Below are 14,907 nucleotides of genomic sequence, written 5' to 3' on the forward strand. Positions count from 1 at the left end.
GATAGAAATAGTATGGTGTCAAAATTTCCGAGTTTTAAAAATCCTCTACTATGGATTACGCTTTTATATTTAATTTTTGAGCTCTCTTTTTCAGCAAGATTATTGGATGTTGCAGGTGGTGTATCATCTCAGAATGATATAGATGGTATAGAAACATATGGTCGTATGTTGTCTGGAATAGCCGCAGGATTGTTTCTATTCTCTTGGTTGAAAAATAAAGAATGGGTTCCATTTAATAAAGTTGTATTGGTTTTCATCATCTTTGGAATGACCCCCGTTTTATAGACACATTAGTTTTCCGCTAACACCTCATTTTTCGTTGATTCCAAAAAGTATCGTACCTCAAATTCGTTTGGAGATAGATAACCCAGATAACTATGCCGTCTTTTAGGGTTATAGAACATCTCTATATAGTGAAATATTTTGGATTTTGCATACTCTCTCGTTACAAATATCTCTTTCCTGACACATTCACGTTTCAAGGTTTTAAAGAAGCTTTCCACGACGGCATTGTCATAACAGTTCCCTCGTCTGCTCATACTGGGGATGATGTTGGAGTGTTTTAGCATACTTTGCCATTCATAGGAGCTAAACTGCGATCCTTGATCGGAATGAAGTATCACGCTTTGTTTCGGACGCTGCCGCATTGTAGCCATTCTTAGTGCATCCATAGCCACGGATGTTGTCATCCGATGGCTCATCCCCCATCCAATCACTTTACGGCTGAAGAGATCGAGCACCACCGCCAAATAGAGCCATCCCTCATAAGTTCGGATATAGGTGATATCGGTCACCCATGCTTCATTAGGTTTCTCGACGTTAAAGCACTGCTTGAGATGATTCGGATGGGCTTTATGGATACTGCCAGCTTTATGGCGAGGTTTCTTCTTGAGAGTTCCGGCACCGTACAATCCAATAATCTTCATCAATCGTGCCACACGTTTGCGATTGACGGTGATTCCCGATTCGATTAGGTCTTTGTGGATATTCCGATAGCCGTAGGCATTGTGACTCTGTGCATACGCCTCTTTGATCTGAACACTCAGCACTTCATTTGCCTTTGCCCGATCAGACAATGGCGCTTTCACCCAAGCGTAATATCCGCTCGGATGAACTTGCATTGCTTTGCACAATCGTCTAATCCCATATAGGGGTTCATGAACCTGAATAAATGCGTACTTTATCCTTGGTTTCTGGCAAAGTACGCGGCGGCCTTTTTTAGGATGTCACGCTCCTCGGTAACGCGCTTGAGTTCTGACTTTAGCCGTCGTATCTCATCATTAGATGCTTGTTGCTGTCCAAACTCCTTGGGACTTTTATACTGGCTCACCCACTTTTTCAATGAATCAGGATGTACTCCCAGCCGATCAGCAACCTCTTTGATCGGGTAATTGTTATTGATTACCTGCTTTGCAGCTTCTTCTTTGAACTCATCTGTGTATCTTGGGGGCATTTTTCTCTCCTAATCGTATTCCTTGTCGATTATTATCGACGAAATTAACGAATAAAAAAGTGTCTACTGTTTTGGGGTCATTCCACTTTATATTTTCATTTGTTTTGATGTATCAAATTCAAGAAAGTATTGTTAGGTCTTTAATTGACCGTTTAAGCGATGAAGAACGTAAGCAAGCTGTAGTTTTAGCAATTGCGGCTCCTCAAATCGCTTCAGGTGATGTTGATATTGCCAATCAAAAGTATGGAGATGGAGGAATGGATTCTGCTTCAGCGAAATCATTCGTTGCGTTGTTTCCTGCACTTGCTTTATACAAAGAGAATATTGATAAAGATATTGAAAAACTTACACCCTTATTTGTAAAGTCGCAACTAACACGATCGTGTGAAGCAGGTGAGGAAGGGTGTATTGGTGATTCTCAGGCTTTCCATAATAATGTTTGGGCAAAAATAGTCGAAGAATCTCAAAACAAATACAATGCAATGGTAGAAAGTTACCAAAGTGAAACTTCGTCAAGTAGCATTAAAAAACAGCAAAGCAAAGCTTGGAAACGCCATGTTTCAGCTGTACGTTCTAAAACGGGCTATGATCCCGACAATGTACCAGAATATATGCACGATAAAATTCGAGCAAGATTAAAAAAAGATCATGGGTTGATTTTGCCATACGGCTGGAATCCTAGTGATAGAAGTTCATTTAATACTGCTGTCAGTAACAAGATATATAGACAAGCAGATAAATCATTAAGTCGTCAATTGGGCCGCTCAATTCCAACGAACCTTTCTTTTGAGTGGTTTTTTAAACAAAAAGGTACACAACAACATATCAGAGAAACTTTGAATATAACAAATAATAAGATGACTTTTCCGTTGGTGTATATCCATGAAGAGAGTGAAAAATATATTTATAATCGAGTGTTAGAATACTTTGTAGATAAAGAACTTTCACGCTTGAATTCCGATGCAAAGGAATTTGCCCCAGAAGGTAAGCATGAAGAGTTGGGTGAATCAGCGGCTAAAAGAGTTTTCGTTCCTGCGGTTGCTTTATTTTTCTCATTATTGGGAGGTCTTGGGCATTTTATGAAAAGTGGTGCACTTATAATGGAAAGTTGGGTAACTTTATGGACTGGATTTGTACGAATGCTGATAGGTGTAATAGTAGTCTCTGTGATAATGTTTATTTTTTCTAATCCAGTTATTGAAAGTAAGCCGTATCAAATCCTTTCAGAAGGCATTAAAGAAAAAAATGGGACAACATTGGCTTTAGGAGCAGAGTGGATTATACGTATGGAAAGTATTATATATCCATTCAATAACTGGTTGAGGATGAATGTTCTTCAAGGGTTGAATTTTGGAGCAATGCCTAGAGAGGTAGTTTCTGATAAATAATGATGTGAGATGCAAGGAGAAAGTTCTGCATGAACAAAAGTGAGTTTTTCCTATTCCTTCATTTTAAGTGTACAATATCACTATAAAATCAATACGATTGAATGAGATGAGCAAAAACGAAATTCTTGAAATACTCAAAACACTAAAGCCTCGTTATCAACAAGACGGCTTGATCCTTGTCGGATTGTTCGGCAGTTTTTCACGTGGTGAAGAGAAGAGTGATAGTGATGTCGATATTGTCTATGAGATCGAAAAAGGAAAAACTTTTTCGATGTTTAAATATCTCAAATATTTGGCTGATCTTGAGAAATATCTCAATCACAAAGTCGATTTAGTCAGAGCCGAAACGATCAAAAGCGAGTTAAAGCCTTATATTTATAAGGACATAATTTATGTCTAGGGATTGGATATAAAATAGTTTGATTCCCGAAAAATCGGGAATAGAGAGAAAATTATTGTAACGATACGGGCGGGAAATACATATGAGCTAAACTCGCCCCCTCTGCGGCGAACCGTTTGAAAAATTTATCCATCGGATCTTCTTTATTCCAGATAGGCTCAGCTACTTTAGAGAGAGCTTCTACACGCTTTTTAGCATCAAATTCAACCCCTATAGAATCAACGAGACCCACTTTTTGTGCTTGAGCGGCGGTGAAAATGTGAGCATCTGCGTACTCACTGCTTTTGTTGAGAGGGAGTCCTCGTGCGCGTGCTACATCTCCGACAAACAGTTCATAGGTTCCGCCGATTACTTTGTCGAGTTCTGCTCGCTCTTCGTCGCTCCATTTGCGATCAAAGGTACCCACCTGTTTGTAGGTTCCGGCATGGACAACTTGGGTTTTGACCCCCACTTTTTCCATCAGTTCCGAGAGATCGGCCCCTTGCATAATGACACCGATTGAGCCGATCATACTGCCCGGATTGGCGATGATTTCATTACCCCAGATAGCGGAGTAATAGCCGCCGCTTGCCATGATCCCTGCCGCGTAAACAACAGTGGGTTTAGTTTCACTAAGGCGCTTGATGGCATAAGCGATTTCAACCGAGGGGGCAACGGCTCCGCCGGGAGAGTCGATACTGAACATTACCCCTTTGATATCCTCGTTTTCACGTGCTTCATCGAGTTGTTCGACAATCGTTGTCGCATCCAAAATGGGTCCCGTAAGGGTGATTTTTTGGAGATTATGGGGGGTTATCCCCTCATCTCCTGAGGGGAGAATGAGCCATAGGACAAACAAAACCAAAACGGTCGCTTTAAAATGTCCTTGGATAAATCGCAGACCCGTTGCGAGACACGAGCCGATTTTTTTGATAATTTCCATCATTGTATTTTCTCCCCTTGGATATAGACCGATTCGATGACGCGAGGCTGATTGATGAGATGAATCGGTAATTGCTCATTGATAGGATAGTTTATCCGCATAACAAGAAAATCAGCATCGTAATCAGACATGATTTTACCACAATTGAGACGCAATGCTTCCGCCGCATAGGAGGTGACCCCCAGCCATAGCTGATGTGCCAAGGTGAGAAGATCATCTTTCGGATGGATAAAAAGGGCTATTTTCATCTCTTCGAACAGATCAAGGGTATAGTTGGAGCTCAGACCGTCGGTTCCGCAGACAAAGCGGATGTTTTGATCGGATAGAGATTTCAGATCGAGTACGCCGTTTCCGAGGAGTCGGTTGGAAATGGGGCAATGGATGATGGAATGATTCCCCTCGGAGATGGCGGATAACTCTTTATCTGAGGCTTGGATAGCATGGGTAAAGAGGGTAGGTGTGTCACGAAAATAACTCAAAAATTCCTCAGCCGTATTGGCGGCTTGGGTTTGTTTGAGAAAATTTTGGAAAAATGGTGCAAACGCTCCGCTGTTAGAATCGAGCCATTCACGCTCGGCTGGGCTTTCCATAAAATGTGCCGTAACCCGCAGGTTTTTTTCACGAGCATATTTGAGCGCTTTTTGGATCAAAATCCGATGGACGGAGTAGGGGGAGTGGATGGCAACAGAGGGATAAAATCCTTCTCTCATACTCTCTTGGGAAGTAAACAGGCGCTCTTGAAAATTGGCATAGAGTGCATCCGCCATCATGGGATCGGAGCCGATGAGCTCGTTGAAAAAGACCACTTTTTGAGGGGCTTTAACACACGGTTCCAAATCAAAACCGTACGAACTCACCGCACCGAATGCCGTAATGCCGTTGGAGAGCATCATTTCGATAGCTTTGGATGTACATTCATCATCACACTCGTTGATTAGTTCATCACGCGCGGCGATAACGCTGGAGAGCCATGGCATAAACTCTCCGTACTTTAGGGTAGATCGGTTGGCGCTGAACTCTAGATGTACGTGCGAATTGATGAGTCCGGGAACAAGAATCGATCCCTCTCCCAACTCTGTACATTGTGCGCCGTAACGTGAACGTAAATCGTCGCTAGGGGCGACTTCTACAATAGTTTTATTAAATACGATACCGTGATCTCGGAGAATCGTTCCGTCGGAAAAAAGTGCGTCAGAGAGGAAAATTTGCACAAGAGCTCTTTCATTCTAATTTTTTATAAAAATAAAGTATACCTAACGGATGAGAAATCTCCCTTTAGAGGGATGGAACGCGCATAAGATTTAAGCGATTTAGTTCCTTATAATATAGAACCCCTTATAATCTATCCCTAAAACAGAAATCAAGGTTTAATCAATGAAAATAGTCGTTATCCAAGGGCCAAACCTCAATATGCTCGGTGTACGTGAACAACAAGTATACGGACCGATGCGTTTAGAGCAAATCCATGCACAGATGAAAGAGGTCGCAACTCAAAACGGTGTAGAGATCGAGTTTTATCAAAGCAATTTAGAGGGTGAAATTGTTGACCGTATCCAAGAGTGTTACGGTGATGCGGATGGGATTATTATTAACCCGGCTGCTTACACGCATACCTCTATCGCGATTCGTGATGCGATCAGTGCGGTCAATCTTCCGACCATTGAAGTTCATATCAGCAACATCTATCGCCGTGAAGAGTTCCGTCAAAAAAGTATGACCGCTCCGGTATGTACCTCTTCGGTGATCGGTTTTGGTCCGTTCGGATACCATTTGGCAATGGTGGGGATGATGCAAATTTTGAGTGAAATCAATGCAATGCGTCAAGCACAGCAAGGCACGGTAGAAGAGTAAATTATGCCGCTCTGCCGTATTCTGGATGAGAGCCATCGCATTTATGTGGATCACAATTTTCCTAAATCGCTTCAAAAGGCTCCGGGATATCGCTATCGCGTCGTTTTAGGCGTTGGGGGAAACATCGGAGATACGCGGCGCCGGATGAATCATCTTTGGCACTATTTGGGGAAATTACCGCAGATTTGTAGAATCCGAAGCGGGGTGATATTGCGAAATCCCCCTTTCGGATATTACGATCAGGGTGATTTTGACAATACGGTTATCGAAATCGGAACGTCATTAGAACCAAAAGCATTGTTGCGTTTGGTATGGCGGATAGAGAAACGTTTTGGGCGTCGTCGCAGTTTTGCGAATGCGCCGAGGACGTTGGACTTGGATATACTATTCTTTGAAAATCGTGTGATGAATACGAAAGAGTTATCTATCCCCCATCCTCATTGGAGTGAACGCTCCAGTGTGACGATTCCTCTTGGAAGTTTGGCTTGAGAGAGCATACGGAGACACTATGAAAATCTTGACATTTAGCGGTGCCACCCCTGCTGAAGCGCTTAAAAAAGCGCAATTGGAGGTTGGCGAAGAAGCGATGCTGATCGAGACACGTGAAGTACAGAAAAAATCACTGGGCAAAAGTGCTTTGTATGAGATTGTCGTAGGGATTGAAGAGGACTCTCTTCCCAAACCGCGAGCTAAAATCGAAGAACCGTTGATGAAACAGCGTCCATTGGCACAAAAAAGCAGTGATGTTCTTTACAATATCTCCGAAGCCGCCAAACAAATCTCCAAAATAGCCGAAGTGACCGAAGAAGAGCAGCGACCTGCCCGCCAAGCTCCTGCTGCTGAGAGTGAAGATCTGAAGCGGATCAAAGAGGAGATCGAAAAACTCGGCGACAAAGTTAAACTGATCCAAAACATGTTTTGGGATGAAAAATCTCCGAAAACATCGGCTCCTATCCCTCCAGAATTTGCCGAGATTTACCGTCTTGCCCAACAAAGCGGGATGGATCAAAATCATCTTGATGAGATTATGCAGCTGACGTTGGAGCATATGCCTTCGAAAATGCGGGAAAGTTCTTCAACTGTTAAGCGCTATTTTCAAGTATTGATGCGCAAAATGATCCCTGTTCGACTTGAGACTTCACCGAAAAATGGCGGGAAAAAAGTGATTATGCTCGTAGGTCCTACGGGGGTAGGAAAAACGACTTCGATCGCGAAACTTGCGGCACGTTTTTCGTATCTCTTAGAGAAAAAATACAAAGTGGGTCTTGTAGTCCTCGATACGTATCGTATCGGTGCGGTTGAGCAGCTGATGCAGTATGCTCGAATGATGAAACTGGGGATTGAGACGGTGGTCGATCCGCCGGAATTCTCCAGTGCTCTTAATGCGTTGCGCTACAGTGACTATATATTGATTGATACGATGGGGTCATCCCCCTATGACAAAGGGAAAATCGAAAAGATATATGAGTGTCTGCGGGGTAACGAGACGGATTACAGCGTAGATGTCGTTTTGGTTATGCCAAGCTCGATCAAATACGAAGATCTCAAAGCAACCTATGACAATTTCGCTCCGCTTGGGATCGATACGATGATGTTTACCAAACTCGATGAGACGAGAGGATTTGGAAATATTTTCTCTCTCGTTTATGAGACCAAAGTGCCGATCAGCTATTTCTCAGTTGGGCAGGAAGTTCCTGAAGATTTAGTGGTAGCTACGAGCGATTTTTTAGTCGAATGTTTGATGAACGGATTCGGTAAAGGTGAAAATTTATGAGCCATCAAGCCTCTAAACTTGAAGCCCTGGTGAATCAAAACCGAAATACAAAGGGCAAAAAAACCCGTTTTATCGCGATTACCAGCGGTAAAGGCGGTGTCGGTAAAAGTACCATCAGCTCTAATATGGCGTATATCATGGCAAAGTACGGGCTGAAAGTGGGAATTTTCGATGCGGATATCGGATTAGCGAATCTCGATGTTATGTTCAACGTAAAAATTCAAAAAAATATTCTCCATGTCCTCAAAGGGGAAGCAACCGTTGAAGACATCTTGGTTCCGATTGAGAAAAATCTTGTTCTTATCCCGGGAGAGAGCGGTCAGGAGATTTTTAAATACGCCTCCGGGGGATTATTCGAGCGGTTTATGGATCAGGCCAATGTTTTGGATGATTTGGATGTGATGATTATCGATACGGGTGCCGGAATCGGAGAACATATTCAGCTCTTTTTACGAGCCTGCGATGATGTTATCGTTGTGACGGTGCCTGATCCGGCGGCGATTACCGATGCGTATGCAACAATTAAGGTGACTTCACGCCTCAGAGATGAGATCAATGTTATTATGAATCAGGTGCGCTCGCCCAAAGAAGCGGAATCTTTGTTTGAGAAAATCCATAAAGTAGCACAGGCAAATATCGGAGGTTCATTACAGCTTAATTATTTAGGGCAGGTTTCGAGTGATCCTAAAATTTCGAACAGTGTCAAAAAAAGGGCTCTGTTTAGCCGTGATTTTCCGACGGCCACACCGACAACAGAATTAGAGCAGATCGTTAAGCGTATCGCAAAAAAACTGGAACGAAATGTGCTGGTAGATCCCAAAGAGAGCGGGTTAGGCGGACTGTTTAAGCGTTTAATGGAGCACTTTTAATCCCAAATATGGGAATGACGGCAATCGTTTTTTTGTATAAAATTACTGAAACAAGGATAAAACTATATGCGGGGTTCGAATTTTGTCTCTTTTTTAACGGTACAAGGTTTTTTCATCGGTATTGTTTTTGGGGTACTTAAATCAAGTTCTGCGGAGAGTTTTCTGGGATTTGTACTCCTGATAACGGTATTTTTTTATCTTTTTGCCCATTTATGTGTTGGATTTTTCTTTCAGACACTTGGAGTTAAAACCCATCCGTTTCCTAAAGTATCGCATGAACATAATCTCGATTTCTTTGTCCGTGAAATCAATAAACGTGAACAATTTATCGATGCATTTTATACCCATAAAGCCGATTTGTTAGACGAGAAAGGGCGAGGATGAGCGGCGCAAATGTTTATACGCAAGAGTTGAAACATCGTGAAGATCAGCTTGCCCTCCAATATCTTCCTGCCGTGAAAGCGATGTCGTTTCGTCTCAAAGAGCGTTTGCCAAGCTCGATTGACTACATGGATTTATGTGCGATCGGAACGGAAGAGTTGGTCAAATTAGCGCGCCGTTATGATGAATTGCAAAATGATTCATTCTGGGGATATGCTAAAACGAGAGTGTATGGGGCAATGCTCGATTATCTTCGTTCACTCGATACGGTAAGCCGTTCAAGCCGTCGTCTTATCAAAGAAATTGACAGTGCTATCGAAGTGTATATGGCGGATCATGACGATGAACCCAGCGATGAAGAACTCTCAAAAATTTTAGGAATCGAAGTTGAAAAAATCCATGAAGCACGGATTGCTTCGGATATTTATACCGTGATGCCATTGGATGATCAGCTGGGTACTCCGGAAGAGTGCGGAATGCTGGAGAGGATAGAACATGATGATTTGGTGGAAGCGATTCAACATGTTTTGATGAGCTTTGAAGAACGTGAGCAGATTATCATTCAACTCTATTATTTTGAAGAGTTGACGCTTAAAGAGATCAGTGAAATCGTCAATATCACCGAATCGCGTATTTCACAAATCCATAAATCGGTTATTCGACGAATTAAAGATGCAGTAGGAGGGCGATAATGGCTGATATTCTATCACAAGAAGAGATTGATGCCCTCTTGGACGTTGTCGATGATGAGGGAGATGGTGTATTAGAATCGGGTGATGAGGGGCTGTTCTCTCAGCGTCAAATTACCCTTTATGATTTTAAACGTCCTAACCGCGTCTCTAAAGAACAGCTTCGTGCCTTCAGAGGGATTCATGACAAGATGGCCCGCTCCATCGCATCACAGATTTCAGCGATTATGCGCTCCATTGTCGAGATTCAGCTCCACTCCGTCGATCAGATGACCTATGGGGAGTTTTTAATGTCGCTCCCAAACCCGACCAGCTTCAACGTTTTTTCGATGAAACCGCTGGAGGGGAACGGTGTTTTAGAGATCAACCCCTCTATCGCATTTCCGATGTTGGACCGTATTCTCGGCGGAAAGGGTGAGCCTTTCGAAGCTAACCGTGAATTTTCCGATATCGAACTCTCCCTTTTTGAAACAATCTTGCGGGTAATGATGGGGACATTGCGTGAAGCATGGGCACCCGTAACCGATTTGTATCCTCAGGTCGAATCAAAAGAATCAAGCCCCAATGTTGTTCAAATCGTTGCTCAAAATGAGATTGTTGTAATGGTCGTAATGGAGATCATCATCGGACACAGTTCGGGAATGATGAACATCTGTTATCCCGTTATCGCGTTGGAACCGGTATTGCCGAAACTTGCCAGCCGTGATTTGATGCTGAATGAAACCAGTTCGAAAAAAAGCCGTAATCAAGAACTCCAAGTCCTTTTGGGCGGTGCTCACGTGAATGTTGAAGTGAACCTTGGGGAAGCAGAGTTAACGCTGCATGAGTTGCTTGAATTAGGTGAGGGAGATATAATACGGCTCAATATTCCGGCGGATGATGTTGTAAACGTCAGTGTCGATGGAAAAGAGCGTTTTGTAGGCCAAATGGGGCTGCGACGATTTCGAAAATCGATCCAAATCACATCTCTCATCGATACCGAAAAAGATGCCGTAAAACGGGCGCTTAAAGAGTTTGAAGTGAGACGAAAAGCACGGATTAGCGGGGTCAAAGAGATGATTCGAGGGCCATTAGCAGATGAGGAGGATGAAGATGAGTGATTTTGCCGGAGTATTCGCAAATGAGGCTATTGCTACTATTGAGGGGCTGACGGGACAGACCCCTAAAATCGTCCTCAAAGAGGCTGAAGATATCTCAATCGTCTCCAATGTTATTCCTCCTATTGCGCTCATTCAAGTGAGTTTTAGTGGTGAAGCATCGGGGCGAGGGCTGATCATGATGCCTCCACAGCTCGCAACGGCATTGGGTGATATGATGCTCGGTGGCGAAGGGACAGCTCAAGATACCATGTCCGATGAAGATATGGATGCGGCCAAAGAGATCGTTTCCAATATTGTCGGTGCTATGAGTACGACTCTTGGGTCACAAAAAGAGCTTCCGAAGTTCACCATTAAACCGGAAAAAGCGGAGTTTATTACTGAAAACGGTGAGGTAAATCTCGATGCGTATGCCAAAATGTTTGTTTTCACGTTTGCATTGGGCGAGATTAACTCGTTAATGATGTTTGCAATCGATTCAGGTGTGAACGGGGCTTTGGGCGGTGTTAAAGCTCCTGCTGCACTTGCTCCAACCGGGAGCATATTTGATGAACCCTCAAGCGAGCCTTCGGTAAAATTGGAAGAGGGAGAGATGAAAAATATCTCTTTGATCATGGATGTCAAACTTCCGGTCCGTGTTCGTATCGGAAAGAAAAAAATGCTCCTTAAAGATGTCCTTAGTATGGATATCGGCTCAGTTATCGAACTGAATCAACTGGCCAATGATCCGCTCGATATTTTGGTGGATGATCATGTGATTGCTCAAGGGGAAGTGGTGATCGTGGATGGAAATTTTGGTGTTCAAATCACCTCGATCGGAACGAAACGTGATCGTCTGAATAAACTTAAAGGGTAATCATGGCGCACAGAAATGGCAAAAAAAAAGAGTACCCGAGTAGTCGTTACGTCAAAGATATTAAATCCGCCGATGTCTGGAGTGTGTTTAAAATTATTGCCGACTTTGTTCAGGGATTTGATGAACTCGGGGATTTAGGCCCTTCTGTAACAATTTTCGGCAGTGCGCGCGTGGATGAAAATCACCCCTATTACCAACAGGCGATGAGCTTATCGGGGATGCTCGCAGAACGGGGTTATAACATCATCACGGGTGGCGGTCCGGGTATCATGGAAGCGGCCAATCGTGGTGCGTATGATTTTGAAGACGTTGAATCGATCGGCTTAAATATCGAACTTCCGGCAGAACAGCAGCCTAACCCCTATATTACAAAGGGACGCAGTTTTGACTATTTCTTTTCCCGTAAAGTCATGCTGGTTAAATATTCGATGGCGTACGTCATTTTTCCGGGAGGTTTTGGCACTCTCGATGAGATGTTTGAAGCTTTGACTCTGATTCAGACTCGAAAAGTTTGGGGAGTCCGGTTATTTGTTATCGGAACGGAATTTTATGCTCCGCTTATGCAGTTTATTCAGGATAAAATGCTTGCGGAAGGGATGATTGATTCCAAAGATTTGCGTTTAATGACTCTGACGGATGATTTGGATTTGGTTGTTAAAGAGATTGAAAAATCATTGGTTGCACAAATGGCAACATTGGAGAAAGAAGGTTTGGACGATACGAAGTATTACAAGGTTCTTTCTTCGTATTTTGAAAACAGACCGATATGTGAGGGGAGTACTCTTTAATGGCTAAGAAAGTCTTAATTGGGATGAGCGGCGGCGTTGATTCGACCGTTTCGACATTGTTGCTAAAAGAGCAGGGATATGAAGTGGAAGGAGTTTACATGAAACTCCACTCCAAGCCCGGTTATCATGAAATTCATCAGGTACGTGCACAGAAAGCGGCCGATTTTGCCGGGGTTAAACTCCATATTCTTGATCTTCAAGAGCAGTTCAATGCAAAAGTTTTTACTCCGTTTATCGAAACCTATAAAGAGGGAAAAACGCCAAACCCGTGTGCTCTGTGTAACCGTAATATCAAATTCGGTGCGATGGTGGCATTTGCTGATAGTATCGGTGCTGATTATGTTGCAACGGGACACTATATCCGACATGACGGGCAATATTTGCTTCAGGCTCAGGATGATACAAAAGATCAAAGCTATTTTCTCTTTTACATCGATCCTGCGTTAGTGCCGCGATTGATTTTTCCACTGGGCGAGCGTCACAAAAGTGATATCAAAGCTTACGCCGCGAGTGTCGAAGGATTGGAATCATTTGCCTCTCAGGGTGAATCGAGCGAAATCTGTTTTGTCGAAACGACCTATATGGATGTTTTAAAACCTTATGTTCCTGTCGATCAGGAAGGGGATGTCCTCGATATGGAAGGCAAAGTGGTCGGTAAGCATAAAGGGTATATGCATTACACGATCGGTAAACGCAAAGGGTTTACTGTAAACGGAGCGCATGATCCCCATTTCGTGGTAGAGATCAAACCGCAAACCAATCAGATTGTTGTAGGGACACGTGAAGATTTAGAGTGCCGCAGTGTCGAATTGGAACGGGTCAATATGTTTGATTCCCGCACGGAATTTGAATGTGATGTGAAACTCCGCTACCGTACTACGGCAGTACGCTGTTCGGTTAAAATTGACGGCGATCATGCAGTTGTTGAACTGCACGAACCGGTTTTGGGCGTTGCCTCAGGACAAGCGGGTGTTTTTTACGACGGAGAAAAATTGCTTGGCGGCGGGTGGATAATTTAGCAATCAATCGTTCGTGGTGAGCTCAAGGAAACATCGCTTTGCGAGCGGTACCCTTGTTTTGTCGAACCATGAACTTATCACCCTTCGACAAGCTCAGGGCGAACGGTATTAGAGAAAGGTGAATATGAAATCTAAAAAGAAAATCATCGCCGCTGGGATTATCGGCAATGTCATCGAGTATTATGATTTTGCCCTTATCGGTTTTTTAGCGGTTATGATGGGGAACCTCTTTTTCCCCTCTGATGATCCTTTTCTCTCCCTTTTAGGCTCTTTTGGCGCATTTGCCGCAGGGATGATTATGCGTCCCGTCGGAGCATTGGTCTTCGGTCACATCGGAGATCGTATCGGTCGCCGCTTTGCTCTGATGAGTTCACTTGTTCTCATGGCCCTTCCGACCTTTTTGATCGGTTTTTTGCCGACCTATGCGCAAATCGGGATGATGGCTCCGATTCTTCTTGTTGCACTGCGGATGATCCAGGGGCTATCGGTCGGCGGTGAATACGCCAGCTCTATTGTCTACCTCGTTGAACAATCTTCCCCAAACCGTCAAAATCTCTACGGCTCTTTTGTCTCTGTTGGTGCAAAGATCGGTATGGCATTGGGCTCAGGATTATGCGGAGCATTGCTGTGGTATCTAGGTGAAGATGCAATGGGGGATTGGGGATGGAGAATCCCCTTTTGGGCAAGTATCGTTATAGCGGCAGCAGGATTGTATCTGCGCCGTAATTTAACCGATGAGTATCAGCCGAGCGAAGATAAAACCGTTCCGATTGTCGCGATTTTACGACATCATCGTTCTGAATTTTGGCGATTTCTCACCGTCGCGTCATCGATATGGATTTTTTATTACACGGTGTTTGTCTATCTCCCTATATGGCTTCAGGGAAGTGCGGGACTCAGTAAGGCGGAAGCAGGGCAAATCAATACTTTCTCAATTCTCGTAGGGGTTGTTTTTATTCCGTTGATGGCGATGGTTGCTGATCGGATCGGTTCGCTACGTGTGATGCGGATCGCGGCATTAGGGCTTGCGATAGGGATTTATCCGCTGATGGTAGGGATGAGTATCGGCGGGTATTGGGCATCGTTAGCGGGAACGATCGTTATGGTTATCTTGTTATGCGCTTTTCAGGCACCAATTTTTGCAACGACCGTTACAGCGCTCAAATATCATGGATACCGGGCATCCTTCACGGCAGTAATTTTGGGAAGTGCCGCAGGGATAGTGGGGGGAATTACCCCTGCTTTGATGACATCGCTGGAGAAACTAAGCGGTGACCCGTATGCTCCGGCGTATTTGATCGCCGTAACATCGTTGGTCGGATGGATTGTTCTTAGACGGATAAAGGGTTAAATTTATTTGGTTAAAAATATGATATAATTTTCTTTGTAAGTATCACTTTTTCATTGTAGTTAATGGAGC

17 protein-coding genes are annotated in these 14,907 nt (G+C 43.7%); 14 read left to right on the top strand and 3 right to left on the bottom strand.

Annotation, left to right across the window (positions count from 1 at the left end; all coding sequences use genetic code 11):
- Window positions 1-15 precede the first annotated feature (15 nt).
- Window positions 16-285, top strand: a complete 270-nt coding sequence (locus tag B649_RS02390; protein WP_291750922.1) for a hypothetical protein — start codon at window positions 16-18, stop codon at window positions 283-285.
- A 5-nt stretch (window positions 286-290) separates the two neighbouring features.
- On the opposite strand, the gene B649_RS02395 is transcribed toward B649_RS02390, so the two are convergent.
- A protein-coding gene (locus B649_RS02395; protein WP_291750865.1) for an IS3 family transposase occupies window positions 291-1,453 on the bottom strand; the annotation gives its coding sequence in 2 pieces (ribosomal slippage) (window positions 291-1,216 and window positions 1,216-1,453; 1,164 coding nt in all).
- 59 nt (window positions 1,454-1,512) lie between these two features.
- Here B649_RS02395 and B649_RS02405 point away from each other — a divergent pair.
- Entirely contained in the window at window positions 1,513-2,841 is a 1,329-nt protein-coding gene (locus tag B649_RS02405; protein ID WP_015652908.1) for a hypothetical protein, read from the top strand.
- Between the two features lie 106 nt (window positions 2,842-2,947).
- The gene (locus B649_RS02410; protein WP_015652909.1) at window positions 2,948-3,241 is read left to right on the top strand and encodes a nucleotidyltransferase domain-containing protein; all 294 of its coding nucleotides are present in this window, start codon (window positions 2,948-2,950) and stop codon (window positions 3,239-3,241) included.
- A gap of 52 nt (window positions 3,242-3,293) precedes the next feature.
- Here B649_RS02410 and sppA read toward each other — a convergent pair whose 3' ends face one another.
- Both sppA and B649_RS02420 read right to left on the bottom strand, forming a co-directional pair.
- Complete coding sequence (gene sppA, locus B649_RS02415; protein ID WP_015652910.1) at window positions 3,294-4,166, bottom strand: signal peptide peptidase SppA; 873 nt, start codon at window positions 4,164-4,166, stop codon at window positions 3,294-3,296.
- Complete coding sequence (locus B649_RS02420) at window positions 4,163-5,374, bottom strand: aminofutalosine deaminase family hydrolase (RefSeq protein ID WP_015652911.1); 1,212 nt, start codon at window positions 5,372-5,374, stop codon at window positions 4,163-4,165. The genes sppA and B649_RS02420 overlap by 4 nt, the downstream gene beginning before the upstream one ends.
- A 163-nt stretch (window positions 5,375-5,537) precedes the next feature.
- Here B649_RS02420 and aroQ point away from each other — a divergent pair, with 163 nt between their 5' ends.
- The 11 genes from aroQ (at window position 5,538) to B649_RS02475 (ending at window position 14,838) form a co-directional block, all read left to right on the top strand.
- Entirely contained in the window at window positions 5,538-6,014 is a 477-nt protein-coding gene (gene aroQ / locus B649_RS02425; RefSeq protein ID WP_015652912.1) for a type II 3-dehydroquinate dehydratase, read from the top strand.
- 3 nt (window positions 6,015-6,017) lie between these two features.
- On the top strand, window positions 6,018-6,503 hold the full coding sequence (folK, locus tag B649_RS02430) for a 2-amino-4-hydroxy-6-hydroxymethyldihydropteridine diphosphokinase (protein WP_015652913.1): 486 nt from the start codon (window positions 6,018-6,020) through the stop codon (window positions 6,501-6,503).
- A 19-nt stretch (window positions 6,504-6,522) separates the two neighbouring features.
- The gene (gene flhF, locus B649_RS02435; RefSeq protein WP_015652914.1) at window positions 6,523-7,788 is read left to right on the top strand and encodes a flagellar biosynthesis protein FlhF; all 1,266 of its coding nucleotides are present in this window, start codon (window positions 6,523-6,525) and stop codon (window positions 7,786-7,788) included.
- The gene (locus B649_RS02440; protein WP_015652915.1) at window positions 7,785-8,657 is read left to right on the top strand and encodes a MinD/ParA family protein; all 873 of its coding nucleotides are present in this window, start codon (window positions 7,785-7,787) and stop codon (window positions 8,655-8,657) included. The genes flhF and B649_RS02440 overlap by 4 nt, the downstream gene beginning before the upstream one ends.
- A gap of 66 nt (window positions 8,658-8,723) precedes the next feature.
- The gene (locus B649_RS02445) at window positions 8,724-9,041 is read left to right on the top strand and encodes a hypothetical protein (RefSeq protein ID WP_015652916.1); all 318 of its coding nucleotides are present in this window, start codon (window positions 8,724-8,726) and stop codon (window positions 9,039-9,041) included.
- On the top strand, window positions 9,038-9,730 hold the full coding sequence (locus B649_RS02450) for an RNA polymerase sigma factor FliA (RefSeq protein WP_015652917.1): 693 nt from the start codon (window positions 9,038-9,040) through the stop codon (window positions 9,728-9,730). The genes B649_RS02445 and B649_RS02450 overlap by 4 nt, the downstream gene beginning before the upstream one ends.
- Complete coding sequence (fliM, locus tag B649_RS02455; protein WP_015652918.1) at window positions 9,730-10,827, top strand: flagellar motor switch protein FliM; 1,098 nt, start codon at window positions 9,730-9,732, stop codon at window positions 10,825-10,827. Before B649_RS02450 ends, fliM begins: the two co-directional genes overlap by 1 nt.
- Window positions 10,820-11,680, top strand: coding sequence for a flagellar motor switch protein FliY (gene fliY, locus B649_RS02460; RefSeq protein WP_015652919.1), 861 nt, complete (start codon window positions 10,820-10,822; stop codon window positions 11,678-11,680). Before fliM ends, fliY begins: the two co-directional genes overlap by 8 nt.
- A 2-nt stretch (window positions 11,681-11,682) precedes the next feature.
- Window positions 11,683-12,468, top strand: a complete 786-nt coding sequence (locus tag B649_RS02465) for a TIGR00730 family Rossman fold protein (protein WP_015652920.1) — start codon at window positions 11,683-11,685, stop codon at window positions 12,466-12,468.
- Window positions 12,468-13,487, top strand: a complete 1,020-nt coding sequence (gene mnmA, locus B649_RS02470) for a tRNA 2-thiouridine(34) synthase MnmA (protein WP_015652921.1) — start codon at window positions 12,468-12,470, stop codon at window positions 13,485-13,487. Before B649_RS02465 ends, mnmA begins: the two co-directional genes overlap by 1 nt.
- Before the next feature lie 124 nt (window positions 13,488-13,611).
- Complete coding sequence (locus tag B649_RS02475; protein ID WP_015652922.1) at window positions 13,612-14,838, top strand: MFS transporter; 1,227 nt, start codon at window positions 13,612-13,614, stop codon at window positions 14,836-14,838.
- Window positions 14,839-14,907: the final 69 nt, after the last annotated feature.

Origin of the sequence: Candidatus Sulfuricurvum sp. RIFRC-1, from assembly GCF_000310245.1 — a bacterium.
Classification (GTDB): Bacteria; Campylobacterota; Campylobacteria; order Campylobacterales; family Sulfurimonadaceae; genus Sulfuricurvum.

What these genes read in the sequence shown, in the direction of transcription:
- aroQ (WP_015652912.1), top strand. Translation starts at nt 5,538, where the DNA reads ATGAAAATAGTCGTTATCCAAGGGCCAAACCTCAATATGCTCGGTGTA.
- B649_RS02465 (WP_015652920.1), top strand. Translation starts at nt 11,683, where the DNA reads ATGGCGCACAGAAATGGCAAAAAAAAAGAGTACCCGAGTAGTCGTTAC.
- flhF (WP_015652914.1), top strand. Translation starts at nt 6,523, where the DNA reads ATGAAAATCTTGACATTTAGCGGTGCCACCCCTGCTGAAGCGCTTAAA.
- B649_RS02445 (WP_015652916.1), top strand. Translation starts at nt 8,724, where the DNA reads ATGCGGGGTTCGAATTTTGTCTCTTTTTTAACGGTACAAGGTTTTTTC.
- mnmA (WP_015652921.1), top strand. Translation starts at nt 12,468, where the DNA reads ATGGCTAAGAAAGTCTTAATTGGGATGAGCGGCGGCGTTGATTCGACC.
- B649_RS02450 (WP_015652917.1), top strand. Translation starts at nt 9,038, where the DNA reads ATGAGCGGCGCAAATGTTTATACGCAAGAGTTGAAACATCGTGAAGAT.
- sppA (WP_015652910.1), bottom strand. Translation starts at nt 4,166, where the DNA reads ATGATGGAAATTATCAAAAAAATCGGCTCGTGTCTCGCAACGGGTCTG.
- B649_RS02475 (WP_015652922.1), top strand. Translation starts at nt 13,612, where the DNA reads ATGAAATCTAAAAAGAAAATCATCGCCGCTGGGATTATCGGCAATGTC.
- B649_RS02440 (WP_015652915.1), top strand. Translation starts at nt 7,785, where the DNA reads ATGAGCCATCAAGCCTCTAAACTTGAAGCCCTGGTGAATCAAAACCGA.
- fliY (WP_015652919.1), top strand. Translation starts at nt 10,820, where the DNA reads ATGAGTGATTTTGCCGGAGTATTCGCAAATGAGGCTATTGCTACTATT.
- B649_RS02410 (WP_015652909.1), top strand. Translation starts at nt 2,948, where the DNA reads ATGAGCAAAAACGAAATTCTTGAAATACTCAAAACACTAAAGCCTCGT.
- folK (WP_015652913.1), top strand. Translation starts at nt 6,018, where the DNA reads ATGCCGCTCTGCCGTATTCTGGATGAGAGCCATCGCATTTATGTGGAT.
- fliM (WP_015652918.1), top strand. Translation starts at nt 9,730, where the DNA reads ATGGCTGATATTCTATCACAAGAAGAGATTGATGCCCTCTTGGACGTT.